Source organism: Mesocryomonas fontinalis (genome assembly GCF_055730125.2).
The window spans coordinates 1-703 of the sequence record NZ_JBUZWG020000025.1; the positions used below are offsets into that span (position 1 = coordinate 1).

At 61.3% G+C, this 703-nt stretch carries 1 protein-coding gene; it reads right to left on the reverse strand.

The genetic code is table 11. From position 1 onward, the window contains the following. Positions 1-20 precede the first annotated feature (20 nt). The coding region (locus ACZL02_RS24350; RefSeq protein ID WP_472941270.1) for a sugar transferase at positions 21-703 on the reverse strand (683 nt) is incomplete at its 5' end.

Consider the following 703-nt stretch of genomic DNA (forward strand, 5'->3'; position numbering starts at 1 on the left):
ACCGAGCAATATTCTGTGGCTCAGCAACTGCCGCGTCCGGCAACGACAACCCATGCTGTCTTCATAAGGATACGCAGATCCGACCAGAAGCCGATTTCCTGGACATATTGGCTGTCGAACGCGACGCGCTCGCCATAGCCGACATCGCTGCGGCCGCTGACCTGCCAAAGGCCCGTCAGGCCCGGACGAACCGCCGTGTAGTGCCGGAACTGCCTGCCGTAGCGGATCACCTCCGCAGCCACGATCGGACGCGGGCCGACAAGGCTCATTTCACCGCGCAAGACATTGAAAAGCTGCGGCAACTCGTCGAGGCTCGACTTCCGCAGCAGGTTGCCGACGGCATGTACCCGCGGATCGACCCGAAGCTTCTGCGTCTCCTCCCATTCCCTGCGGCTGGCAGGATCGCTCTGCAAAAGACGGGCTAGCTGGACATCCGCATCCCGCACCATGGAGCGGAACTTGAGACAACCGAACGTCGCTTCGCCGCGGCCGATCCGCTTGTGGCTGAACAGCACCGGAAGCCCGCCCTGGATCGCCACCGCAACGGCAATCACCAGCATGATCGGCAGAAGGAAAAGCAGCAGGCTTGCCGCAACAACGACATCGAAAAGACGCTTGCCGCCCGAGCGGACGTAGAACGAACGTTCAGGAAGATCGTTGATTTGGTGTTGCGCTTCATGGACTGACGCCAGCTTTTCCGCGC